At 35.5% G+C, this 23780-nt stretch carries 26 protein-coding genes; 10 read left to right on the plus strand and 16 right to left on the minus strand.

Features of this window, described 5'->3' with window-relative positions; translation table 11 throughout:
* Positions 1–138: 138 nt before the first annotated feature.
* Positions 139–438 (minus strand): NADH dehydrogenase ubiquinone Fe-S protein 4, encoded by a 300-nt coding sequence (locus tag ABWU74_RS01485; RefSeq protein ID WP_065094969.1) that lies wholly within the window; start codon positions 436–438, stop codon positions 139–141.
* Between the two features lie 145 nt (positions 439–583).
* Between ABWU74_RS01485 and ABWU74_RS01490 the strand changes: the two genes are divergently transcribed.
* Together ABWU74_RS01490 and pth are read left to right on the plus strand one after the other, a co-directional pair.
* Positions 584–1195: a 50S ribosomal protein L25/general stress protein Ctc gene (locus ABWU74_RS01490; protein ID WP_209473198.1), complete on the plus strand. Its 612-nt coding sequence runs from the start codon at positions 584–586 to the stop codon at positions 1193–1195.
* Positions 1195–1743 (plus strand): aminoacyl-tRNA hydrolase, encoded by a 549-nt coding sequence (gene pth, locus ABWU74_RS01495; protein ID WP_065094970.1) that lies wholly within the window; start codon positions 1195–1197, stop codon positions 1741–1743. Before ABWU74_RS01490 ends, pth begins: the two co-directional genes overlap by 1 nt.
* Positions 1744–1745: 2 nt before the next feature.
* Here pth and ABWU74_RS01500 read toward each other — a convergent pair whose 3' ends face one another.
* Together ABWU74_RS01500 and ubiH are read right to left on the minus strand one after the other, a co-directional pair.
* Entirely contained in the window at positions 1746–2708 is a 963-nt protein-coding gene (locus tag ABWU74_RS01500) for an IS481-like element ISWpi4 family transposase (protein ID WP_006279689.1), read from the minus strand.
* A gap of 443 nt (positions 2709–3151) precedes the next feature.
* Positions 3152–4300 carry a 2-octaprenyl-6-methoxyphenyl hydroxylase gene (gene ubiH, locus ABWU74_RS01510; protein WP_209473195.1) on the minus strand — a complete coding sequence of 383 codons (1149 nt, stop codon included), beginning with the start codon at positions 4298–4300 and terminating at the stop codon, positions 3152–3154.
* A 180-nt stretch (positions 4301–4480) separates the two neighbouring features.
* On the opposite strand from ubiH, the gene ABWU74_RS01515 reads away from it, so the two are divergent.
* Both ABWU74_RS01515 and ABWU74_RS01520 read left to right on the plus strand, forming a co-directional pair.
* Positions 4481–4609: a hypothetical protein gene (locus ABWU74_RS01515; protein WP_256437790.1), complete on the plus strand. Its 129-nt coding sequence runs from the start codon at positions 4481–4483 to the stop codon at positions 4607–4609.
* Positions 4610–4633: 24 nt separating this feature from the next.
* Positions 4634–5590 carry an IS5 family transposase gene (locus tag ABWU74_RS01520; protein ID WP_338482730.1) on the plus strand — a complete coding sequence of 319 codons (957 nt, stop codon included), beginning with the start codon at positions 4634–4636 and terminating at the stop codon, positions 5588–5590.
* Between the two features lie 199 nt (positions 5591–5789).
* Here the strand turns inward: ABWU74_RS01520 and ABWU74_RS01525 are convergent, their stop codons facing one another.
* Genes ABWU74_RS01525 through ABWU74_RS01535 form a run of 3 tightly spaced genes read right to left on the minus strand, consistent with a single transcriptional unit; the run spans position 5790 to position 7532 of the window.
* The gene (locus tag ABWU74_RS01525; protein ID WP_007548295.1) at positions 5790–6794 is read right to left on the minus strand and encodes an Mrp/NBP35 family ATP-binding protein; all 1005 of its coding nucleotides are present in this window, start codon (positions 6792–6794) and stop codon (positions 5790–5792) included.
* A 7-nt stretch (positions 6795–6801) separates the two neighbouring features.
* Positions 6802–7212, minus strand: coding sequence for a hypothetical protein (locus ABWU74_RS01530; protein WP_010082232.1), 411 nt, complete (start codon positions 7210–7212; stop codon positions 6802–6804).
* Entirely contained in the window at positions 7209–7532 is a 324-nt protein-coding gene (locus ABWU74_RS01535; protein ID WP_022626216.1) for an HNH endonuclease, read from the minus strand. Before ABWU74_RS01535 ends, ABWU74_RS01530 begins: the two co-directional genes overlap by 4 nt.
* A 154-nt stretch (positions 7533–7686) precedes the next feature.
* On the opposite strand from ABWU74_RS01535, the gene ABWU74_RS01540 reads away from it, so the two are divergent.
* The 4 genes from ABWU74_RS01540 (at position 7687) to ABWU74_RS01560 (ending at position 8730) form a co-directional block, all read left to right on the plus strand.
* Positions 7687–7989 (plus strand): transposase, encoded by a 303-nt coding sequence (locus ABWU74_RS01540; protein ID WP_209472831.1) that lies wholly within the window; start codon positions 7687–7689, stop codon positions 7987–7989.
* Between the two features lie 122 nt (positions 7990–8111).
* Positions 8112–8408 carry an IS3 family transposase gene (locus tag ABWU74_RS01550; RefSeq protein WP_094189604.1) on the plus strand — a complete coding sequence of 99 codons (297 nt, stop codon included), beginning with the start codon at positions 8112–8114 and terminating at the stop codon, positions 8406–8408.
* Between the two features lie 3 nt (positions 8409–8411).
* A complete protein-coding gene (locus ABWU74_RS01555; protein WP_010082071.1) occupies positions 8412–8573 on the plus strand; it encodes a DDE-type integrase/transposase/recombinase in 162 nt (53 codons plus the stop codon).
* Positions 8566–8730: an IS3 family transposase gene (locus ABWU74_RS01560; protein WP_084741697.1), complete on the plus strand. Its 165-nt coding sequence runs from the start codon at positions 8566–8568 to the stop codon at positions 8728–8730. The genes ABWU74_RS01555 and ABWU74_RS01560 overlap by 8 nt, the downstream gene beginning before the upstream one ends.
* Positions 8731–8821: 91 nt before the next feature.
* Here ABWU74_RS01560 and ABWU74_RS01565 read toward each other — a convergent pair whose 3' ends face one another.
* The 8 genes from ABWU74_RS01565 to ABWU74_RS01600 all read right to left on the minus strand — a co-directional run bounded on the left by ABWU74_RS01565 (position 8822) and on the right by ABWU74_RS01600 (position 17600).
* Entirely contained in the window at positions 8822–10225 is a 1404-nt protein-coding gene (locus ABWU74_RS01565) for an NAD(P)H-dependent flavin oxidoreductase (RefSeq protein WP_138265073.1), read from the minus strand.
* 90 nt (positions 10226–10315) lie between these two features.
* Positions 10316–10516: a hypothetical protein gene (locus ABWU74_RS01570; protein ID WP_209473407.1), complete on the minus strand. Its 201-nt coding sequence runs from the start codon at positions 10514–10516 to the stop codon at positions 10316–10318.
* A 58-nt stretch (positions 10517–10574) separates the two neighbouring features.
* Positions 10575–11162, minus strand: a complete 588-nt coding sequence (gene coaE / locus ABWU74_RS01575; RefSeq protein WP_006280338.1) for a dephospho-CoA kinase — start codon at positions 11160–11162, stop codon at positions 10575–10577.
* 295 nt (positions 11163–11457) lie between these two features.
* Positions 11458–12636, minus strand: coding sequence for a ribonuclease D (locus ABWU74_RS01580; RefSeq protein WP_010962422.1), 1179 nt, complete (start codon positions 12634–12636; stop codon positions 11458–11460).
* Between the two features lie 37 nt (positions 12637–12673).
* Positions 12674–12808, minus strand: coding sequence for a hypothetical protein (locus tag ABWU74_RS01585; protein WP_010962423.1), 135 nt, complete (start codon positions 12806–12808; stop codon positions 12674–12676).
* A gap of 848 nt (positions 12809–13656) precedes the next feature.
* The gene (mutS, locus tag ABWU74_RS01590) at positions 13657–16119 is read right to left on the minus strand and encodes a DNA mismatch repair protein MutS (protein WP_353289440.1); all 2463 of its coding nucleotides are present in this window, start codon (positions 16117–16119) and stop codon (positions 13657–13659) included.
* A gap of 306 nt (positions 16120–16425) precedes the next feature.
* Positions 16426–17232, minus strand: a complete 807-nt coding sequence (locus ABWU74_RS01595; protein WP_353289351.1) for an ankyrin repeat domain-containing protein — start codon at positions 17230–17232, stop codon at positions 16426–16428.
* A gap of 185 nt (positions 17233–17417) precedes the next feature.
* Positions 17418–17600 carry a hypothetical protein gene (locus ABWU74_RS01600; protein ID WP_006279522.1) on the minus strand — a complete coding sequence of 61 codons (183 nt, stop codon included), beginning with the start codon at positions 17598–17600 and terminating at the stop codon, positions 17418–17420.
* Between the two features lie 279 nt (positions 17601–17879).
* On the opposite strand from ABWU74_RS01600, the gene ABWU74_RS01605 reads away from it, so the two are divergent.
* Both ABWU74_RS01605 and ABWU74_RS01610 read left to right on the plus strand, forming a co-directional pair.
* Positions 17880–18669 (plus strand): IS5 family transposase gene (locus ABWU74_RS01605; protein ID WP_353289218.1). Its coding sequence is split into 2 segments (ribosomal slippage): positions 17880–18140 and positions 18142–18669, totalling 789 coding nucleotides; the frame shifts between segments, so codons are not numbered across the junction.
* A gap of 192 nt (positions 18670–18861) precedes the next feature.
* Entirely contained in the window at positions 18862–19569 is a 708-nt protein-coding gene (locus ABWU74_RS01610; protein WP_038199715.1) for a TerC family protein, read from the plus strand.
* A gap of 32 nt (positions 19570–19601) precedes the next feature.
* Here ABWU74_RS01610 and guaA read toward each other — a convergent pair whose 3' ends face one another.
* Entirely contained in the window at positions 19602–21164 is a 1563-nt protein-coding gene (gene guaA / locus ABWU74_RS01615; RefSeq protein ID WP_010962427.1) for a glutamine-hydrolyzing GMP synthase, read from the minus strand.
* A gap of 783 nt (positions 21165–21947) precedes the next feature.
* Positions 21948–23732 carry a ribonucleoside-diphosphate reductase subunit alpha gene (locus ABWU74_RS01620; RefSeq protein ID WP_209472729.1) on the minus strand — a complete coding sequence of 595 codons (1785 nt, stop codon included), beginning with the start codon at positions 23730–23732 and terminating at the stop codon, positions 21948–21950.
* Between the last annotated feature and the right edge of the window lie 48 nt (positions 23733–23780).

Raw genomic sequence — 23780 nt, forward strand, 5'->3', positions numbered from 1 at the left:
AAAACATTGTATTTTAACGTAAAACAGCTATTTTTATGCTTACCAACTTAATAAAATTCCTGGATCCCAGTGTCTGGGCACTGGGATGACAAAGGAGAGCAGTGTCAGCTACTTGCATAACACCATTTGTTGTGCAACTTACTTTAGTATGAAATTGCTTGCGTAAGATTTTGGCAGCCTCTTAACATTTTTTGGCATTTCAATTATGTATTTAACGTTGCGTTTTTTTGCGTAGAATACTGCTTTTTCAAGAGAATCAAACTTTAATACAATCTGTTTTTTTGGATCTTTTGAGCCAACCCACCCCATTAAAGGTTCAATGTAGTAAGAGCCAGATTCAATTTTCAGGTGCCAGAAATTTGTATTACCTAAACCAGATTGTGTTGCAGTTCTTGTTGGTCTATAAATCCTAAAAACTACTTTATCGTCAATGCCCATAGTTCTTGTTAAATAAGCTTAAATATATATCTAAATAAATCCTTTCACAAACAATTAGTATGAAAGAATGAAGTTTGAAATAAATATTTTTATGTTATATTATTGTTAAATTATATTAAAAGGATTAGCTGAATAGGAGTAACCGATGACGCAACAGGAAATAGTAACAATTAATGCAGAGTTACGTGATATAACAAAAACAAAAGCGATGCATTCTCTAAGGAAGAAAGGAAACATCCCTGGAATCATATATGGAAAGGGCCATGATAATGTAAATTTGACATTGTCTGCAAAGGAATTCACAAAGCAATATAAGTCAGGCTCTCTTTCTGCACATTTGATAGAGCTGAATATTTCGGGCAAAAAGGAATATGCTCTTGTTCGCGATATCCAATTGCATGTAGTAAAGGATACTGTGCAACATGTTGATTTTCAGTTTATTGATAAAGGCAGTGAAATTAAAATAGACATACCTCTATCATTTGTGAATGAAAGTAAAGCTCCAGGAATCAAATTAGGTGGAGTGCTTAATGTTTTGTGTCGTTCTATTGCTGTTAAATGCTCTCCTGATAAAATACCTCAGGTTATTGAAGTTGATTTATCCGGTAAAATGATTGGCCAGTCTATACATATTAATGATGTAAAATTACCAGAAGGTGTTAAGTTTGTAGCTCATGAAGAAGAAAATTTTACCATTGTTACAATTTCTGCTGCCGATAGTGACGTTGAAGAACCTCAAGCAGAAACAGAGGAATAGTGCACCTGATAGTTGGGCTTGGTAACCCTGGTGGTCAATATGAGTTAACTTATCATAATATCGGCTTCATCGTAGTTGATACAATTTGCAAATATTGGAATTTCCAGTCGTTCTCTAAAAAAGCCGATTATCTAATAACCTCTGGCATAATTAATGATAATAAAATCATGTTAATAAAGCCTTATTCATTTATGAATAATTCAGGCATCCCTGTTGCAAAAATACGAAATTTTTACAAATTATCGCTAGATAATATTGTTGTCATACACGATGACGCTGATTTGGAACTTGGAAGAATAAAAATAAAGAAAGGTGGTAGCTCTGCTGGACATAATGGACTTAAATCCATAGATAGTTTTATTGGCAACGATTATTGGCGCTTGAGATTTGGAGTGGGTAGACCTGAAGATCAAAGAAGCTTAGCAGATTATGTGTTATCAAAATTTTCAAATTTTGATAATGTTACTCCCTTAGTGGAAAAAATAGCAAAAAATATACACTTAATGCTGCAAGGAGATAATACAGCTTTTATCAATTTGATTGTATAATATTACGAAACACAGGAAGTGTATGGTCCCAGAGTGTGATGGTGTGGATTTAGTATGAACAATTCAGGAGATTTTGTCCACTGTAAAGATATAAACTCAAAAGGTGTAAGACCCTTAAGAGTTTTGAGTCTTTTAGCATAATTGTAGGCCATAACAAAGTCATAAAGATGCTCTTTGAGTTGCTGGTGAGACTGATAGTAATACTTCTTAACAGTGGCATTCTTTAAAGTTTTGTTCATACGCTCAACTTGCCCATTTGTCCAAGGATGGCTAACTTTTGTTAGACGGTGTTCAATGTCATTTTCTTCACAAGCTCTATCAAATATATGTTGAAAAGCGTATTTATGGCGTTTTTGGTTGGTAAATTGTACACTGTTATCTGTCAAAATAGTGTGGATTTTATATGGTAAAATTTTAATCAAATTACGTAGAAACTCAGCAGCTATAGGTTTTGTAGCACTTTTATGCAACTCAACATACGTAAATTTGGATGTTCTATCTATTGCAACAAACAAATATAACTTTCCTTCTTCTGTTCTGACTTCTGCAATATCAATATGGAAATAGCCTATAGGATATTGTTTGAATTTCTTTTTTGGTTTAACTTCGCCATCAACATCTGGTAGTCTGCTAATGCTGTGCCTCTGTAAGCAACGATGTAGACTAGAGCGAGTCAAGTGTGGGATTGAGGTTTGCAAAGCGTAGAGACAATCATCTAATGGCAATAGAGTATGCTTACGAAATGCAACAATTACAGCCTCCTCTTCTAAAGTTAAAACAGTTGATCTTGCATGCTTCGGACCCATATCAGCGTCTTTGGCAAAAGACCGTTTTCTCCATTTAATGATAGTTTTTGGATTAAGGTTATAGTACCTGGAGAGTTTTGCTATGCTCTCTTTACTATTTTGTATTGCTCTACGAATTGTCTCTGTTGTTTTGGCGCACCCATGTAATATTTGTCCCATAATTCCTCCTTTGATGGTATTGTTTTCTCATATTTTATCATACCATCACACTCTGGGACCATACATCCCCCCCCTCCCCCCCTAATTCCTATATCAAACCTTTCTTTACTAGATTATATAGTCAATATAAAAAGCCATATAAAATTGCTTCCACTGCTGCCATGAGGAAATTGCTTATTCTTGCTAACTCTTTAGTCAGAGATGACAGGGTTTTTACTGAGAAATATAACTCTCTGTCTGTTTCTATCTAAGAGCCAGTATAGCTGTGGATAAGCACGTTTATACAGATAAAAGTACTTATCCACAGCTACATCAATTTTTCTATTGACTTTTAACACAACTGCTAAACAGATACATTCGTCATCCCGCTACGTGTTAGCGGCCAAGATACCGCGGCGGTATGCCGTGGGAAACCTGACTTGCATTAGCTATAAAATAGTGATTTATATAAATCCCATAGCATGCCGAATGAAGCGTTTTTTGAGGAAATTTGAATTTTCAACTGCAATCAAGCCAAGATTTCTTAGTGCTTTAGCGCAGAATATTCTGTTGGAAAACATCCTATTTAATCCATCAGTTGCAAGCGCCATTGTAAAATTATCAAAGTATCTGTTACGTGAAATTTTCTTTAATAAATAACTACTGCCAACATCAATACCAGATGCTTTTGCGGCAACTACGTGCTTTATAATACTTTCTACATCTCTAATTCCAAGATTAAGCCCTTGACCTGCAACTGGATGAATTGAATGTGCTGCATCGCCGATAAGCAAAACTCTACCCTTATATAACTTTTTTGCGAAAACAAAACTTAAAGGATAAAGTTTTCTTTCACCCTCTAGTTTTATCTTTCCTAAATAAGAACCAAATCTTTTTTTAAGCTCTATAATAAATTCTTCTTCAGACAGATCCATTAGCATTTTTGAAATTCCAGATTTTTCTGTCCAAACTATCGAAGAAGTATAGCCATCCTTTATCGGTAGAATTGCAAATGGACCGCCAGGAAAAAAACGCTCTACAGCTAAGTTTTGGTGATGCAGTTCATGCTTTACATTAAATACTATGCTACTTTGTTTATAATCAAATTTCGCTGTCGGTATAGAAAATAACTCTGGTAGTTTAGAGTTCTTGCCTTCAGCGCAGATAAGTAGCGATGATATTAATTCCTGGTTATTATCAAGAATAACTTCCACATATCCTGAATCACAAGCAATTGTTTTATAGGAATGTGGAGAGTATATATTTAGTTTATTCAAAAAATTATTGTTGATTGCATTCCATATAGTGGCATTGTTAATAACATAACCCATTGGTTCTTCACCAACCATTTTATGATTGTAATGCACAGTAACCGCATCTAATATGCATATATCAAGTATTGGCTCAGCTTCGCTTTCTATAAACTGCCAAATCCCTAATTTTTCCAATATTTTTTTCGAACCTTGAGAAATAGCAAATGCTCGGTTGTCATCTACTACACGTGGTAGACTATTTTTTTCAATCACAGCTACAGACACAGAGTCACAACTGAGGCCAATGGCAGTAATAAGACCAAGTAACCCACCACCTGAAATGATTACATCATAATTCATTTTATTTACGCTAATTGTAAAATTATATTTTATCTGTTTTGAAAATAGTTTAAACAAACTTTATATATAAATTAAATTTTTTAGATCCCAGTGTCAGCTACTTGGATGACATCTAAAGACACTCCACCTTGTCATTCCAGCACGTAACGAACAACTGTACGAACATTTTGCGAAGGCAGTGTGTTAAATGCTATGGCCGGTTTTGCCTCAAACATAAAGGTGTCATCCCAGTGCTTGACACTGGGATGGCTTTGTTGCATAGCAACTGAAAAAATCTGGTGGCTACTGACAAAATTCATTATAAAATAGCCATTTAACCTTGAAAGAAAAAATATGCCACAAAAAATGAGGGTCAGTAACCATAGCGAATATAACAAATTTCTAGAAAAAAGAGGAAATATTTTTCATTATATCAACGAAGCCATAGAAAAGTGGTACGAGAATGGTCCAAAAATACCAGGTGGCAACAATATTTATAGCGATAAAGTTGTAATTTTGGTGCACATAATAACTTGTTTATTTAGAATAGGCCTGAGGCAAACAGTTGGGTTTATAGCAGGATACCTTGAGCAAATTGGGAAAAATTTGCAAGTTATCAGCTATTCACAATCATCAAGAAGGTTTAAGAAACTCAATATTAAGATCAATGATTGCAGAATTGATAAAAATAATATGGAAGATATCGAAATTGCTATAGACAGTACAGGAATTAGTATATACAACAACACTCCTGGTCATAGCAAAGAAAATAGCGAAGATAGAAAGTATCGCAGCTATGAACAGACAAGAAAATTGCATGTAATGTTGAATACAAACAGCAAAAAAGCCATAGCTGTAAAATACAGTAACGGTGTCTACTCTGATCACTATGGAGCTTGTGATTTGCTAAAAGAAGTCGATTTTCAGTATGTCATAAAAGTACTATATGCAGATAGGGCATATGACAGAGAAAAGCTCTATAAGCTGTGTAATCAATATGGTATAAAAACGAAAATTCCTCCGAAAAACAACGCAGCAGAGCATCCAAAGTTAGACTATATGGCTGAGAGAAATTCTGCAGTCAAGCTCATAAAGTCATATGATGAAGATGGTATAAAGAAGTGGAAAAAAGAGATGAGTTATGGAAAAAGATCTTATATAGAAGGTTTTTTCTCGCGATTAAAAAAGACATTTGGATTTAGTTTTAGGAACAAATCTGAAATGAATCGTGAGAGGGAACTGCTACTCAAATGTTATTTGCTTAACAAATTTACTGAAATAGGCATGGCTAAATTTGAGATAGCTTCATAAATTTATTGTGCGTTACCTACTATCCGAAGAGAGATGCAACAAAGCCCACTGGGATCCATTCTTCTTTTTTTCTGGATTCCAGCGTCACGCGCTGGAATGACAAAAGCTGCTAATTTTTCATGTAAATAATGGTTATGCAAGCAGTCTATTTTGTAACTAACAAAAGAGGACTTTGATTCGCATGTTTCTCACGCTTATTCTATTGTTTAACTATACTTTGAGCAATGTCTTCATAAATCTCTGCCAAATCCTCACTTAACATTAAAGGATTTCCGCAATCAGAAGCATGGCATATTTGTGGATCTAGAGGAACTCTGCCTAGAAGTTTGATGCCCAGCTCCTCAGACATTTTTTTTGCACCGTCTTTTCCAAATATGTATATTTTTGAGCCGCTTTGAATGAAATAACTCATATTTTCTACAATGCCAATAACCGGTACGCTGAGCTTTGTAAACATATCATAAATTTTGCGAGCATCGATTAAAGAGAGCTCCTGTGGAGTTGAAACTATTATCGCCCCAGTTAAGTTAAAATTTTCCATAAGACTTAAATGCACATCGCCAGTTCCAGGTGGTGTATCAATTATCAAATACTCTATATCGGACCATTTTGTTCCCATTAGCAGACTATAAAGTGCTTTTGTAATCATAGGTCCGCGCCATATTGCTGCACGATCTTTATCGATAAAATAGCCAATTGAAATAGTATGCAGTCCATACTTTTCTATAGGCATTGCTTTACTATCCTGTATTTCTGGCTTTAATTTTTCAGCGCCAAGCATTTTAGGAATTGAAGGACCATATATATCTGCATCAACCAGCGCAACTTTGTGTTTTAACTTTGCTAATGAGAGAGCAAGATTTAGCGCAACTGTGGACTTGCCCACACCGCCTTTACCAGAGGCCACAACGATTATATTTTTCACTCCTTCGATATGTAATTTAGCTTTTTGTTGCCCAGTTTGTTTTTGACAAGTAGCAACCACGGTCACTTTTGTCACCCCCGGTATAGCTTTAACAGCTTGCTCACAATTTCTTCTTAATTCTTCATTTGCTTGCGTGTTACCGGCAACTTCAAGCACAAAACCAACATCTTGACCTTTAATAATAATTGAGGATATTATGCCAAGAGCGATCACATCTTTACCGCTTTTTTGCTCTATGACTTTTTTTAAGTTCTCTCTTACAATTTTTTCGTTGATCATTAGCCTTTTAGGTGATTTCTTCCTGAAGTCGTTTAATCTCAGCTTGAGGAAGGCCGGTTGTCTGAGAGATAATATCAATAGAGATGTCAGCCTTAAGTAGGTTTTTTGCTACTTCAATCTTTCCTTCAATCTTTCCCTCATCAAGTTTTTTAGCGAGGATGCCTTCTTCTTTCCGCAGATCCATTATTCTTTCTTCATATGCTACTAAATCTTTTTCATTCCAGCTAAACCTGTCTAATTCATCGTAGGCTAACTTTATTATTGGTGCTTTTTCTGCTATTTTCCTTAAGTCTTCTTCCGTAGTTTCATCTGCATATTGTTGTCTAAGTGAAGAAGGTCGCCCCTCCTCACTCGACTTCAAAACCGTACGTGAGACTTTGCGCCTCATACGGCTTCTCTCCAATTTGGAGCTTTTCATGCACACCTCCTGTGTAATTCATCGTGACAATGTCCATGTAACAAAGATAAGTTTTTGATCATGTTGTTTCGTCTATTCCGGTCTTTGTGATGTATTTCTATTGTATCATCACTTTTAAACCATAGTCTACAATTATCACATTTACTTTGTTGTAACTTCAATAGTTTTATTACTCTTAATGGCTTATCTGGTATTTTTCTCAGACGTTTACCCCAATAAACCCAATCACCATCATATGGAGATCTGGTTTTTTGCACTTTGATATGTCGTTTAATAACATGATCGCTGTGTATAATAAAATGTATCTTGTTACTTGTCATAAAACGCCAGTTATCGTTATTATACTTTTTAAAGTATTTTATTTTTATCCAGCATTTCCCTTTGTTTGGGTGCCTAAAGACTGACCTTACCCAGAAAAAGTGGAGAGAAAGAAAAGAGTTTTTTTGGGTAAAATAAAATTTTGGAGGATTAGAAATGGTAAGAGAATATACGGCAGAATTCAAATTGGAAGCTGTTAAACTGGCAAATGAACAAAGAAAGGCAGGTCAAACAATTACAAAAATAGCAAGAGATTTAGGAATAAAGGGTGGTTTATTAGGAAAATGGATGAAGAAATATAACGAAAAAAAGTCAGCGGCAAATGCATTTCCAGGTAGAGGTAACATGGCTCCTTACGACAAAGAGAGGTTTGATTTACAAAGCAAGAGTAACAAGGGAAAGAGACATTTAAAAAAAAGCCCTGGCCAGTCAAAAAGAGTAAAATATTTTTTTATATAGTAACTGCTATAAAGTACAGGAATTATGTAGGATTTTCTGCTAGTGGCTACTATAAGTGGACCACAAGAAAAATAAGCAGTAGAGAATCAGCAAATAAAGAGCTACTCGAAGCTATTCAAAAAATATATCAAGTTTCTAAATGTAGATATGGAGCTCCTAAAATTCATGCTGAATTGAAGGCTTTGGGTAAAAGTTGCAATTTGAAAACGGTGCAAAGTATTATGCAGAAAAATGACATCAGGGCTATACTGAGAAGAAAGTTTAAAATTAAAAAACAACAAACAGATAATAGAGCTGTAGCTCCCAATATACTAGATCAAAACTTTATTGTTGATCAACCAAATAAAGTATGGGATTACTTACATCAAAACCAAGGAGGGATGGCTATATTTGGCAGCAATAATTCTCACGTATGGTAGTTAATGAGTAGTGCAATAAATAAACAATTGGTTATGAACTCTTTATTAATGGCCATTAATAGGCGTAAACCTGTTAAAAATCTACTGCTGCACAGTGACCAAGGTTCACAATATACTGCGCAAGGGTATCAATATCTCTTAGCTGTAAAGAATATAGATGAGTAATAAAGGCTGTTGTTACGACAATTCTGTTGCAGAAAGCTTCTTTAGCTCATTGAAAAGAGAAATACTTATTGATACTTCACAACACTCTGCTCAACACACTAGAACTGCAATATTTGAATACATAGAAATTTTTTATAACAAACAACGTCACTATTAACTATTGCATTCCAGAACAATTTGATGCATCATTCTTTTTGTAAAAAACATTCCGCACTTTCTCTCCACTTTTTCTGGGTAAGGTCACTGACTCAATACCCAGTCAATATCCTTTCCACCAGTTCTTTTACTGCCGGTACGTAGCCATTCTCATAAAATGGATCTTGCTTAAATTTGTACACATTGTGCCCGGAAAACATGAGTTCGTTCTCAATATCACCATCGTGTATAACGTTTTGCAGTGTTTTTTGTATGCAAAAACTACGCGGATCTGGCTTTCGTCCTGTTGAATGGTCACCATGATCTTTCCAATTGCTAAACAAACAATGGCTCAAACATCCCATACAATTGATTTGATCTTCTCTTATTTGTTTAAATTTATCTGGCGTCACAAAAATAACAGTTGAATCTGGGGTTTTCATTGCTTCTGTGTACCCTGCTTTAGTCCATGTATTTGCCAGTTCTTTGTCTTTTGCAGTAAGGTAGATCTTCCTACCTCTGCTACCCATTGCAAATTCACTATTGGATTCTTCGCTGGCATTTTCTGAAAAATTTACTTGATGTAATTTTCGTTCCTGTAACTCACGTATAAAATTATTCCTCACCGCAGATGAGTAAAACCCTGTTGGACTGAATTTATTTAAAAATACATCACCTTCTTCTAAAGTGAGTAGCTTCTTTTTCCACTCTGCAGAAATTGGGCTTTCTTTCGTCAAAAGTGGACGAGTGCCAAACTGAAAAGCTATTGGTCCAATTTGCAGATTGTCAAACCAATGTTCCCAATCTTTCAAATGCCACACTCCTCCTGCCATAACAATTGGTGTTTCTGAAAGACCGATCTCGTTCATGAAAGATCTAAGCTCTGCAACTCTTTCAAATGGAGCCTGTGGTAGCTCTGGGTCTTCACTGTTACTCAGTCCATTGTGCCCTCCAGCAAGCCATGGATCTTCATACACTACTCCACCAAGCAAATAGGAAGATATTCTTTGGTAAGCACGCTTCCATAATGCTTTAAAAGCACGCACCGATGAGATAATAGGGTAATAATAAACCTGATATTTAGCTGCAATTTCTCCAAGCCTATAAGGCATACCAGCACCGCAGGTAATACCATGAATCAAACCTTTCGCTCCTTCTAATATGCCATGAAGTACGCGTTCTGCTGCTCCCATCTCCCAAAGTACATTCATGTGTATTCTTCCATGACCTTTTGATATTTCATTTGCTATTCTTGCCTGACTAATTCCAGCTTCAATACTATACTCAATCAATTCACTATGCTTTTCATTTCTTGTTTTGCCTTTATAAATTAGTGGCACTAACTCGCCATTATCATCAATAAGCTTAGCATTTGCACCAGAAAATGTACCCACAGCATCTGCTGCAGCAAATGCTCCGCTTGATCTCCCATCACTAACTGCAATGCCTTTACCACCTTCGATGATTGGCCACACTTCCTTTCCTGAAATTACTATCTTTTTTATCTTATTTTTCAAAACTTCCTCGCAATCTTTCACTCTATTTTACTTAATTACTAAAAAAATGATAGCTGTTTATTTTTTCTTGTATCATTAAAGCTTCTGTAGCTACTCATGCTGTTGTAGTTTGAGAGCAGTTCCCATCGGAAGGGTGTCATTCCAGTGCTTGACACTGGAATCCAGTTTTTGATCAAAAATGTTGCTATAGTGCACAATCAATTTTCCTGGATCCCAGTGTCTGGGCACTGGGATGACACCATAGGGGGCTACTTGGATGACAGGGGAGGGAGGCTGCTGGGATCCTGACAACCGTCATCCCGCTGCTTGTTAGCGGGATCTAGAGATACCGCGGCGGTATGACGTAGAGCTACGTGTTTAGGTTTAATGAATCCACTATATCTTTTACTTGAGAAAAAACATACTCTTTGCTTACACTGGTATCGATAATAAAGTCACTCATCTTCCTTTTCTCCTCAATAGATAACTGAACATCGGAGATTAGATTAAGCTTTTCTTTATCTATGTTGCGTTCGTTAAGTCTTTGAGCTTGCACAACGCTATCTGCATGAACAAAAACAATAAGGTCGCAATATAAATAAAATTTTGTTTCTAATAGAAGTGGCACATCTAAAACTAAAAGTTTTCTATCGATCTTTTTTTCCTTGGCAATAAAAAATTCTAATTCACGCAGCACAGCAGAGTGAACCAAAGATTGAAATTGTTTCCAATTTTCATCGTAGGCTAAGAAATATTTAGACAGTACTGTTCTATCTATTTCACCATTTACTACCACTCCAGGAAAATTTTTCTCTGCATAACTTATTATGCTTTTATCCACCTTATAAAGTTGGTGTACAACAGAATCAGCATCAAATACAACAGCACCAAACTCTTGAAAGCAATTAGCTACAAAGCTCTTTCCTACCCCAATTCCGCCTGTTAGACTTATAATCATATAACAAAATACATTCGACTTCTTTTGAAACTATAGCTAAGGTTTCTCTATATATATTAACTAGATTTTCTAGATCTCAGTGTCAAGCACATAACTATACGAACATTGCAATTTGTAGGTGGTGTTATTCCAGTCTGGAATCTAGCTTTTATGTTGTATAGTGCACAATCAATTTTCCTGGATCCAAGTAGTCAGGGCTACTTGGATAACACCCTACTTAACCGTCATACCGCCGCGGTATCTCTTAGCCACTAACACGTAGCGGGATGACGATTGTCGATAAATCTAAGTTACTTTAGCAACAGTTATTCTCCACTAAATTACTCTGAATTTTGGTTATATTATTTGCGGATTTCACTGCTGAAATCTCAAATTTTGAGCTTGTGTTCAAAAATGATTCAACTGACCTGCCAAAAAAATCATATCTCCATCCCTTGAATAATTTATCTGTCTGTCCAGATATTGACCCGGTTAACTCATCTTTTGAAGAAACTAATTTCCTTGATATGTTACTTTCTTTACATTTACTATCTAAAATAATTGAGAGTATATCAAGTACAGATTTGTCATAATTACTCGATAAGGTGTTGTTTTGCTGCATCCAATTTCTCTCATTTTCATTAAAAATATTCACAAACTCTAGTAAATCCGCATCTTTTATATTTTTTGTATTCCTCTTGAGATCATCTAAAATCTCATCAACATGCTCTACATTTTTTTCAATAAAATCAGCTATTACAGCATTATTGATTATTTTATTACGGTTCATATTATAGCGCTGTGCTAAGGTTTCTTGCCACTCACTAACTGCTTTAACAGTTAGTATCAATCTTGGATTTACTTCATAATTAAATTTAATCCTCTTCCATGCATCTTTTGGGCTATGTAAATACTTATTTATATCAACTATTGATTCCATCTCTTCTTGAAACCAACCCATCCTATTATTTTCTTCAAGTTTATTGCACAATATTTGGTATAGGTCATATAGGTGTACCACGTCGTTTACTGCATAATCTAACTGATCTTCGGACAACGGACGCCTTAACCAATCTGAATTTTTAGCTTTAATTTTATCCAGTGCTATTCCTTGATATTGCTCCACTACTTTTGAGTAACCAATAAAGTCATGATAATAATGACAAAACATAGCAGCAACTTGGGTATCAAAAATGGGAGTGGGAATACATTTAAACACAGTGAGTAAGGATTCTATATCCTGCCGGCAGCTATGAAACACTTTGGTTATCCCCTGATTTAGCATTATTTTCTTAATGAATGATAAATCAATTTCTGGCACTAATGCGTCTACAATAAAACTCTTCTCTCCGTAAGAAATTTGAATTAACGATAATTTTGGGTAGTAGATTAAATTATTTCTAATGAACTCCGTGTCAACTGCTATAAATTTCGGCTTTTTTGCTATTAACTCTTCACATGTATTCTCCAGTTCTGATGTTGTACTAATTAGCATATATTTTTTATTCAGTGGATTTATTTTATAATTTATATTAAATTTTTGCAATTAATGACTTCTTGCAGAACTTTCTATCACTCATTGGCATCACACAAATAGCCTTTTCCATCCCAATCCCAGTGCTTCCTTCTCCTGTCATCCCAGTGCCCTGACTACTTGGATCTAGCAAGCTTTGCTTGCAAATAAGTCTAATACGCGTCGCGTTTTATGCCAAAACACAATTGGAGTTACATGCAAAATAGATCCCAGACTGGGATGACAAAAAAAGGAGCACTGGGATGACAGCAGTCCTACGTCATACCGCCGCGGTATCTCTAGATCCCGCTAACAAGTAGCGGGATGACGATTGTCGTTTAGCTATAAATATTAAGAAATTTACCAAATAAAAAAAAGGCAAAAGAAGCCCTGGGGTTATTATCCGCTTTAAAATATTGGCGTTTTTTATGTTTTAAACGCTTGACAAGCAAGATTAATACCAATTCCCACTGCACAATAAACGGATAGATAACAATGGAAAAAAAAGCCATACTATTGCCTTTCTTTCTCACTCCACAATTAAATAACTCTACAATATCGCTTATTTGATTCACTAATAATGAGAATTGGTATAAGCTGCTTTTAATTGCAACTAACTTACGCTGCAAATGTTTAAGAAATTTACTAAGCAGAAAAAAGGACAAAGAATCCCCGAGTTAGCTAGTCTTTTACTATCTCTGTCGAGTATTGGCATTTTTTGATGTCTTGTAACGCTTTGTAAGCGCGTCCAGCTTATTTAGATAAAAATCTAGATGTAGATGAAGTTTTGTAAAGACATACAGTATCTATATACTGCAAAAAATTGAACATAAGACGCCGATACATTAAGTAATCCTTACCTTTTAATCTGCAGATTGGCGAAAGCAAATACAATAGCTTCACTATCATGATAAGGGAGCTGGCGAAGGGTGTCAAGTAAGTTTTTCGTTTCTATAGCTACTACCACGATTGTATAGGTAATTCTTCACTTATAATAATGATTCAAGCCTTCAGCTCCTCAAACACTTCACTTGCTCTATTTAAAACAGAATCAGGAAAACCAGCAAGTTTTGCTACATGTATTCCATATGACTCATCTGCAATGCCTTCAATTACTTCATGTAGAAAAATAACCTCTCCGTTCCACTCTCTTATTTTTACACAAAAACATTTCACGTTCTTCAAGTATTTGCTTACTTTAGTTAATTCATGATAATGAGTTGCAAAAATGGCGCGGCACTTATTTACATTGTGAATATGTTCAATCACCGCCTGTGCAATAGATAATCCATCATACACCCCTGTGCCCCTACCAATTTCATCAAGTATCACCAAGGAACGGTCCGTTGCCTGATTTACTATCGTTGCTGTTTCGATCATCTCTACCATGAAGGTAGAATAACCAGCTGTTATATTATCCGTTGCGCCAACCCTGCTGAATATCTTGTCAATCACTCCAATATGTGCACTCTCTGCTGGCACAAATGACCCCATGTGAGCTAAAATTGCAATGAGAGCGTTTTGCCTCAAGAAAGTGCTTTTTCCAGCCATATTAGGACCAGTAATTAGATGTATACCAGCTAAATTGATGCTATTTGCAATGAATTTATCGTTAACTTCAACCACTGGATGTCTTCCGCTACAGATATTGAACTCTTTGCTGTCATCAATAATGGGTTTTACGTAATTATTTTGCACTGCAAGCTCTGCAAATGCGGTTCTAATATCAAGTTTTGCCAAAGCATTTGCAGCAAGAGCAATTTTTTCAGATTCTTTAGCGACTTCACTACACAGTTCACTAAAAATTTTCATTTCTAAGCCGATTGCAGCATCACGTGCCGTAAGAATTTTATTTTCTAGTTCTTTCAATTCATTAGTAGTGTAGCGCATGCTATTTGCTAAGCTTTGCCTATGAATAAATATATCCGAAGTTATTTTGTGATTTGCCGACACTTCAACGTAATAACCAAGTATGTTGTTGTGTAATATTTTGAGTGCGGCAATGCCAGTAAGATCGCGATAAGATTCACGGAGCTTAGTTACCAACTTGTTACTGTTGTTCAATATATAAGATAACTCAGATAATTCTGAGTTGTATTTTGAGTGAATAAATCCTCCTTCTTTCACGGAACTGAGGTTATTATCGAGTATAGCACTATTTAACAGTTCAAATAGGTCTTTATGATTGCCAAGGCTTTTATGTATTGTGCTTAGTTCACTCTCGTCTGATTTTACTGCTATTCCAGCGCGTGACGCTGGCTGGATCTCAGTTTGGATGACATATTGTTGTGGGAGAGATCCATTTTCACCTGATTCAATTTTACATAAGAACTCAGACAATTCTAAAGTCTTTCCTAGGCCTATTTTCAATAGGTTCATATCCTTTGGTGAACCACGCCCTAGTATTAAGCGCGATAAAGACCTTTCAATATCCGGAATGTTAGATAATATCTCTCGTATTTTTCTGCGTGAATCATGATTATTTACAAAAAATTGAGCGGTGCTGAGCCTCAAATTGATTGCCTTGGAGCAAGCAAGGGGTGAAGCGAGCATTTGTTTGAGCAGGCGTCCACCAGAAGCTGTAACTGTATGATCAATAACTGAAATTAGTGAACCTTTCTTTTCACCAAATTGAGTTGAAAACAACTCAAGATTTCTCCTTGCTGAAGCATCAATAAGCATGAAATTTTGTTGCTTATAGGTTTTTGGGAATTCAAGCCTTGGAATAGAGCCCCTTTGTGTTACTCTGACATATTCAAGCAGTGCACCACACGCCATGATTTCTACTTTGCTGAAATTTCCTATACTCCCAAGTTCCCTGATTTTATAAAACTCGCATAATGTTCTGTGAGATTTACTATACTCAAAAAAGCTCTGTGCGTGTTGCGTAATTGATATTTTATAATTTTTTAAAATCGATCTAATTTTTTCATCCTCAGTGAATTTTTCAGAAATTAATAATTCTCTTGGTGATATACGCAATAAATCACTATCTAGAGCTTTCAAACTCGTTAAAGTGTGAAAAAATTTTCCCGTCGATAATTCAAGCCAACTAATAGCATATTCGTCATTTTGTTCAACTATGGATGCGAGATAATTATTGCTTTTATCCTCCAGTAGTGAATCTTCTATAATTGTACCTGGAGTTACAACTCGCACTACATCACGTTTTACTATGGATTTATAGCCCCTCTTTTTTGCTTCATCAGCAGTTTCTAATTGATCACAGATTGCTACTTTGAATCCTAAATCTATTAGCTTGTGCAGGTAAGATTCACTACTGTGTGCTGGCACTCCACACATTGGTATTTCTTGCCCACACGAATTACCTCTCTTAGTGAGCACTATATTCAGCAATTTCGCAGCTTTAATAGCATCATCGAAAAACAATTCATAAAAATCTCCTAGCCTATAAAATAGCAGATGATCTTTGTATTGAGCTTTCAGGTTCAAATACTGCTCCATCACAGGGGTGTTTTTTCTTTTACGAAGCTCATAATATTTTTTAATATATTGTATTGATAAACGTTATTATAGATTATATTGCACATGTGAATAACATAAATTTTAAATAGGTGTATAGAGGGGAAAATTTAAAACAATTAAATTTCTTGGATCCAAGTAGTCAGGACACTTGGATGACATAAAGAGTAGGAGTATTTGATGACAAAAAAACAAAAACACAGTTGTCATTCCAGCGCGTGACGCTGGAATCCAGAATATCCTAATTACAAGGTTTATTATTTAGTTTGAAAAATACTATAGCTTTTTCTATGTAAGTTGTGGCCCCTTTTTACCATTTGCGACAGTTGTATCATCAACAGATATTTCAGAGCTAACAGTGCTAATAGTTTTTTCTATCGCTTTAGCCTGTTCATAGTCTTGACTCAAAAAATACATGGCCAGTCCAATAGCTATACTAGCAACAAGAGAAGATGCTATCATTACACCTAGTATCATACCACCAGAAAGACTTACTGCAACACACACACCAGCTCCAAGTACAACACCAAGAAAACCACCAATTATTACGCCAGGCACCAAACTGCCTACCATAGCGCTTTCTTTTTTCGTATTAGCTTGTTTTTTCATACTTTTAATAAGCACTTCTTTTGTTTTTCCTTGAGCTAAATCTGAAGGAATTTTATTATCCGCGTTTTGTATCAAAGGATTTGCACTATATGTAACAAGCAGGGTGGTTATTTCTTCAGTTTTATTACCTATAACTGCATGATGTAGTAATGTATTTCCCTCTTCATCTTTAAAGTTTATATGAGTACGAAATTCTTCATCTAGATTTCTTATTGGGTTGTTTTTTGCATATATCCCAGATTGTATTGCTCCATCTAAGTATTGTATTACTTGTTCTAGTGATTGCTCGCCAGGATTTTGTATAAAATGAAGCAGAATTTCGTGTGCTATCGCTTCCTTTGTAGTTTGTGGGCATTGTAAAGCGTAATTAAATGTCTGTGTAGTAATAACTTCTTCTTTTCTTTTTTTAAGAACAACCCTTAAATCTTCAATCGCCTTTTCACCATCTTTTATTCCAAGAATTATTGAATCCAAATTATTTATCATGCTATCCTCCTTGGTTTGATTGCATTACTCATTAATAAATAATATAATAAATCCTGCTAAAAGTCAAGCAATTAATTAATAAGTTAATATAATCCTCCAAAAGGAGCTCCTTACTTTTTGTTCAGCATGTCCATTGGATCAGACTCTTTAAGCTTGCTGTTTGCTGAATTTATTCATCGCAATAGCTACAATGTGCTATCGAAGTTCTCTGTAATCTTAGTTGGTTCTTCTAGAATATTCAAAATATCAGTTGCACAATAAACCCGATCTCTCTTTCCTTGAGAAGTTTGTGAAACGATGCCTAAATCTTCAAGCTTTACGATTGCTCTTTGGGCTGTTGTAAATACGACACCTAAGTTTTCAACCACTTTCCTTATAGTAAAGTAAGGGTTTAAAGACTACTAACTAAATCATTGTCCCATTCAAATTTTGGTGGCAAGGGGCTTGGTATAAATGCCTGATAACCAGCGAATACTTTGCCTGATGGTGATCCTTTAATATACATTCATTCAACCTAGCACACTATTTTTATAGTATATATTATTTTCAAATAAAGTCAAAAATGAAAATAAGGCTTTATCTTAGAACCTGTTAAGGATCTCGAAAATATGAGGTAAAATAAGCATAGTTAAGAAAGAGGTATATCTATGCAAAAAAGCTATCCAAGCGATATAAGTCAAGAACAATTTGAAAAAATTAGACCAATACTGGAGAGTAGCAGAAAGAAAACAAAACCAAGGAAACTTGATTTGTATGATGTATTTTGTGCAGTGCTATATGTCCTAAAAAGCCCCTGCCAGTGGAGAATGCTGCCAAAAGATTTTCCGAGGTGGGAGAACGTGTATTACTATTTTCAAATGTGGAATAAAAAGAATGGAGCAGAACCAAGCTTGCTGGAAATAGTCTTAAAAAAAATTAGTTGGAGAGGTTCGTATCAGCAATGGTCGGAAAGAGAAAACCAGTTTCTGTATAATTGATGCCCAAAGCGTTAAAAACACAGATACTGCTGAAAAAAAGGGCTATGATGCAGGTAAAAAGATTTCAGGCATAAAGCGTCATATTGCAGTTGATACGCAAGGCTTGCCACACGCAATTCATATAACAACAGCAGAAGCAACTGATCGTAGCAGTGCTGTGGAAATGGTGGGAAAGGCTGAAAAAAACCTCTCTGAAGTTGAAAATATACTGGTTGATGCTGGCTATACAGGAGAAAATTTTGCAACTCAAATAAAAGCTACTATTGGTGCAACTGTTGAGGTAATAAAGCGGAGTGAATTACATTCTTTCGTTGTATTGCCAAAAAGATGGGTTGTTGAGCGATCTTTTGCTTGGTTGGAAAAATGTAGGCGTTTGTGGAAAAATTGCGAGCGGAAACTCAACACTAGCTTACAAATGGTTGTTCTTTCCTTCATTTCTATTCTATTGAGGAGATTTTAAACAGGTTCTTATTTGCGTGCATGAAAATAAGAAACTCTCTTATTATTGATTTTGCTCAAAAACGAAAATAGAAGAAGCTGCTGAACTTTATATATCCTGTTTTTCTGGAGAACTGCTATAAAACTTCTGAGTGAAGTCACTTAATTTTTACACATCTATTGTAGAGTAAGAAGAACCGAATTTGAAACAAAAATGCTAACTGATGCTTGGACTTTACTGACACTTACACTACTTGAAACTATACTTAGTGTAGACAATTTAATCTTTATTTCTCTAGCAATAGATAAGGTACCAAATGCGCTGAGAGAAAGAGTGCGCCTTATGGGCCTTGGATTAGCACTATTAATGCGTTTTGTAATACTATTTTTTACATCATCTATATTGTCAATGCAAAAACCTATATTTCACACTGCATCAGCAAGGGATTTACTTATGATCGCAGGGGGATTATTCCTTATTGTTAAGAGCTCTATGGAGTTACGGGATGACATCTTTGTATGTAAGAAAAATAAAAAGAAAGCAAACGTTAAATCAAAATTTTTTTTAGTTGTGCTACAAATTATATTAATAGATTTAGTTTTTTCGGTTGATTCGATATTAACTGCTATAGCACTAACTTATAACATGGTAATAATTGCTACAGCATTTACATTTTCCATGCTAGCAATGCTGTTTTTATCAAGTTATACCGCCCAGTTAATCAAATCTAACCCAGGGTTAAAAATAATCGCCATTTTATTTATTTTACTTGTCGGTGTGTACCTCATACTTCATGGATTTCATATAGAATTACCAAAAGGATATTTGTATTCTTCATTTATGTTTGCACTGCTTGTGGAAATTATAAGCAAAATAAAGAAAATTAACCGTCATACCGCGATTCATTCGCGGTATCTCTAGATCCAGCTAACAAGCAGCGGGATCTTTTTGATTTACTCCCACTCAATAGTTGCGGGTGGTTTAGAAGTGATATCATAAACAACTCTATTTACTCCGGGAACATTATTAACAATTATACTGCCGACATTGCGTAAAAAATCCCAAAATACTAGCAAGTGTTGATCCTTATCTTCAAATGGAAATGCATCGGCTGTCATACCATCAGATGATGTTACAGCCCTTAAAGCACAAACATATCCATACGTACGACCATCTCCCATAACGCCTACAGTTTTTATTGGTAATAATACAGCAAAAGCTTGCCATATCTTATCGTATAGATCGTAATTTTTCATCGTATTAATATATATTTCATCTACTTCTTGCAATATTTGCACCTTTTCTTTATCGACTTCACTTATAATCCTCACTGCAAGTCCGGGTCCAGGAAATGGATGTTGAAATATTATCTCGTCTGAAAGCCCAATTTCTTTTCCAAGTAGCCTTACCTCATCTTTAAAGAGGTAACGTAAAGGCTCCACTAACTTCAGATTCATCTTTTCTGGCAACCCACCAACATTATGGTGAGACTTAATTGTACTAGTGTTGTCTGAGGCATGCCCTGACTCAACTACATCAGAGTAGATGGTACCTTGCATCAAAAAATCCACATCACCTATTTTTTTTGCTTCTTCTTCAAACACTTCAATAAAAGTGTTACCGATAATTTTTCGCTTTTCTTCTGGATCAGTTATTCCCTTCAACCTACTCAAAAATAAATTTGATTTATCAACGTAATTTATCGGAATCTCTTTCAACATAGCGATGGTTTGGTTCTTGCGTAACAACCCAGTATCGATAAAAATACAGTTCAATTGTTTTCCTATAGCTTTATGTGTGAGAGCCGCTGCAACGCTTGAATCAACCCCACCACTTACTGCAGCGATTACTTTTTTCTCTCCTACTACATTTTTGATTTTTTCCTTTTGCTCCTCAATAAACGACTTCATTGTCCAGTCTCTTTTGCAATTTGCAATATCCAAGAAGTTAGAGAGCAATTTACTGCCATTTGTTGTGGGCTTAACCTCAGGATGGAACTGAGTACAGTAAATCTTCCGCTGTTCGTTGACAATCATTGCAATTGTTTGATTTATCACACCTGATGCGATAACAGTAAATCCCTGTGGTATAGTATCAACACTGTCCGCATGGTTCATTAATACATCCACTTCAGAATTAACATCCCAGGTATCCTTTACAATGGGGGATTCTTTTAGTATCTTGATTTTAGTTCTACCAAACTCCTGTTTGAAACTCTCTTTTACTTTTGCTCCAAAATAATGACAAATGAGTTGCTGTCCATAGCATATTCCAAGTATAGGAACGCTTGTTGCCTCATTAAGTTTTATAATTTCATGTACTACTCTACTTGTTTCAGAACAATCATCATTTACAGATTGTGGTCCTCCAGAGAGAATAAACCCATTGAATTTTGATATTGTTTCAAAACTGATGTTGCTTGGAAATATCTCACAATAAACACCCATTCCTCTTACTTGTCTTGCGATAAGCTGTGTAAACTGTGAACCAAAATCAATAATGGCAATTGCTGACAATTTGCTCCTCCATATTATTTAAAATGATATCTGATAATAAAGAAAATAATGGAGTAAGTAAACCAAGACCTGTTTAAAAGCTTTAACGCGTGGTACAAGTTAGCTATATAGCTAATTTTCCTACACCATACCGCTGCGGCGCTAACTAGTAGCGGAATGACAGCAATCTACGTCATACCGCCGCAGTATCTCGGCCGCTAACAAGTAGCGGGATGACGATTGTCGTTTAGCCATAAATGTTTAAGAAATTTACCAAATGAAAAAAAAGGCAAAAGAAGCCCCGTAGTTGGCTAATTACTTACATTATACTTTCAAGTATGGCGTTTTTTTATTCTAAACGCTTAATAACCGCGACTCAGCTGCTTTTAAATGCAACTAACCTTAGCTATAAATGTTTAAGAAATTTACTAAACAGAAAAAAAGGCAAAAGAAACCCTAGGGTAGCTAGTTATTCACTATCCATTTTTTAAGTTGGCGTTTTTTTTATGTTTTAAACGCTTTATAAGCGCGTTTCAGCTTATGTAGGTAGAAGTTTTATAAAGACATAAGGTGCACATAGTGCAAAAAATTAAACATGAGACGCCAGATACGTGAGTTTTTTTGTCATTTAATCTGTACAGAGAAGATAAATAAATAGCTTCAATTTTATGATAAGAGGGCTGGCGGAGTTTGTCAAGGAAGTTTTTTCGTTTCTATTCCCAATAAAAGTGCGTTATATGGTTATGCAAGAAGTCTATTTACCCATTTGCTTAACTTTCTCTCTACTTTTTCTGAGTAAGGCCGCTATTGGCATGACAGACATTCATCGTAGTCAATATCTGTTTTTTGTTGCAATATTTCACTTTTTTTGAATATGTCATGCGAGACCTTATCGGCTCTCTGCATTGATTGTGATCTGCAGTAATATAAGCTCTTCAATCCTTTTTTCCAAGCAAGCATGTGTATTTTGTGCAAGTAACGTTTATGTACGTTGGCAGGTAAGAACAGATTTACTGATTGAGATTGACAAATATACGAAGTTCTATTACTTGCATGTTCTATAATCCATCTTTGGTCAAGCTCGTACGCTGTTTTAAATGTCAATTTTTCATGCTCACTAAGAAAATCTAAATGCTGAACGGAACCCTCGTTTGTTGAAATTGAAGACCATATTTTATCATTGTCTTGATTTTTTTCTGCTAATAGTTTTTGCAAGAATTTATTTCGCACTACAAATGAGCCTGTAAGTGTCTTTTGTATGAATACGTTTGCTGCGTATGGTTCTATTCCAGGGGAGGTATTACCTGCAATAATGGAGATCGAGGCAGTAGGAGCAATAGCGAGTTTGTGTGTAAACCTTTCCATTAGATCAACTTCTTTGGCATCAGAACATGCTCCCTTTTCTTCTGCTAATTTTTTAGAAACTATATCTGCTTGCTCGCGTAAATACTTAAATATTTTTTTATTCCATTGTTGTGCTGTTACTGATTCAAAAGGAACCATTTTGCTTTGTAAAAATGAGTGAAAGCCCATCACACCAAGACCAATACTGCGTTCTCTGGCTGCAGAATATTTTGCTCGCTGCATTTCATTCGGTGCTTTATTTATGAAATCTTCCAATACATTATCAAGAAAGCGCATTATATCTTCTATGAAGAGTTTATTGTCTTTCCATTCTTCGTAGTACTCAAGGTTTACGGATGATAGACAACACACAGCAGTGCGTGACTTATTCAGGTGATCATAACCTGTGGTTAAAGTTATTTCACTGCATAGATTTGACATCTTGATGTCTAAGTTGAGCTTTTTGTAAGATTCTGGCTTATTGTTATTTGTTGCATCAAGGAAAATAATGTAAGGTTCTCCAGTTTCAACTCTTGCTGTTAATATTTTGATCCATATATCCCGCGCTTTTACAGTTGAAATAACCTTATTGTTGTGAGGGCTTATTAAATTCCATTCTTGATCATTCTCAACAGCCTGCATAAATTTATCTGTTACTATTACAGCATGATGTATATTTAACGCTTTGCGATTTGGGTCACCGCCTGTTGGCTTGCGTAAATCTAGAAACTCTTCTATCTCCGGATGAGATACAGGAAGGTAGACTGCTGAACTTCCTCGCCTTAGGGATCCCTGACTAATTGCAAGCGTTAGAGCATTTTGCACTACAATAAATGGAACAATTCCTGATGTTTTGCCGCTACCCTTTACGCTTTCGCCTATTGAGCGTAAATTTCCCCAATAACTACCTATGCCTCCTCCACGTGCAGCAAGCCAAACATTTTCGTTCCATAGATCAACTATTCCCTGCAAGCTGTCTTCGGTTTCATTAAGAAAGCAAGAGATAGGTAACCCTCTCTTAGTGCCACCATTGCTGAGTATTGGTGTTGAAGGCATGAACCACAAGTTGCTCATGTAGTCATAAAGACGCTGCGCATGTTCTTTATTATCAGAATAGTAATTAGCAATACGTGCAAAGAGGTCTTGATAACTTTCATTTTCTATTAAATACCTGTCTGATAGAACTGCTTTTCCAAAGTCGGTTAATTTGCTGTCCTTTGCGTAATTAATGGTAATGTTATTCATAAAGTTCCTTTTATTCTTTTATTATATATAGGTACTTAAAAGTCATTT

Origin of the sequence: Wolbachia endosymbiont (group A) of Paraperithous gnathaulax, from assembly GCF_964028485.1 — a bacterium.
GTDB lineage: Bacteria > Pseudomonadota > Alphaproteobacteria > Rickettsiales > Anaplasmataceae > Wolbachia > Wolbachia pipientis.